We start from the raw sequence: 722 nt of genomic DNA, 5'->3' as shown, positions 1-722 counted from the left end.
CGAAACCAGAGCCTAAGCCTGAACCAAAACCAACTCCGAAAACACCAAAAACAGATGAATCTAAATCAACAATTTGGAAATCTGTTGATGGGGAAACTCTAATACCTAGAGAAAATGGTACGAAGGATAAATCTTCAATTCCAGGATATAAATTTGTGCGTACTGAAAAAGATAAAGATGGAAATACAACTCATGTATATCGTCAAGTTATAACAAGTTATGTAGATGAAAAAGGAAAAGAAATCAACCCTTCAGACAAAGGAACGAAGGATAAGAAAGATATTCCAGAGTACATTTACAAAGAAACTAAGAAAGATAAAGATGGAAATACAATCCATGTATATCGTAAAAATCCAAAACCAGCTGAACCAACAAAACCAGCTGAACCAACAAAACCAGTTGAACCAACAAAACGTTTAGCTAACACAGGTACAACTGAGACTAATACTGGATTAGCAGGATTAGGATTAGGAATCCTAGGTGGATTACTTGCAGCAGCAAGACGTCGTAAAAACGACAAAAACTAATTTAAAGTTTATAATAAATCTTTAAGTATAGCAAAAGCCCTCGAAAAATATCGGGGGCTTTTTTGGATTCTTTGTCAAATTCGATTGATTTGTAAGGTAAGCGTCCAATAACAAGGTATCTATCTTCTTAACATAACTTTCTTTATAATAAAAACATAAAAGATGTAAATGTCAATATAAAAATGTACAAAAGTG

1 protein-coding gene is annotated in these 722 nt (G+C 33.1%); it reads left to right on the top strand.

The features are described 5' to 3' along the window. The coding region (locus tag HMPREF3186_RS06745; protein ID WP_156438987.1) for an LPXTG cell wall anchor domain-containing protein at positions 1-527 on the top strand (527 nt) is incomplete at its 5' end. Positions 528-722 lie beyond the last annotated feature (195 nt).

This window comes from Gemella haemolysans (genome assembly GCF_001553035.1).
GTDB classification, from domain to species: domain Bacteria; phylum Bacillota; class Bacilli; order Staphylococcales; family Gemellaceae; genus Gemella; species Gemella haemolysans_B.
This window is presented reverse-complemented; position numbering and strand designations above follow the sequence as displayed.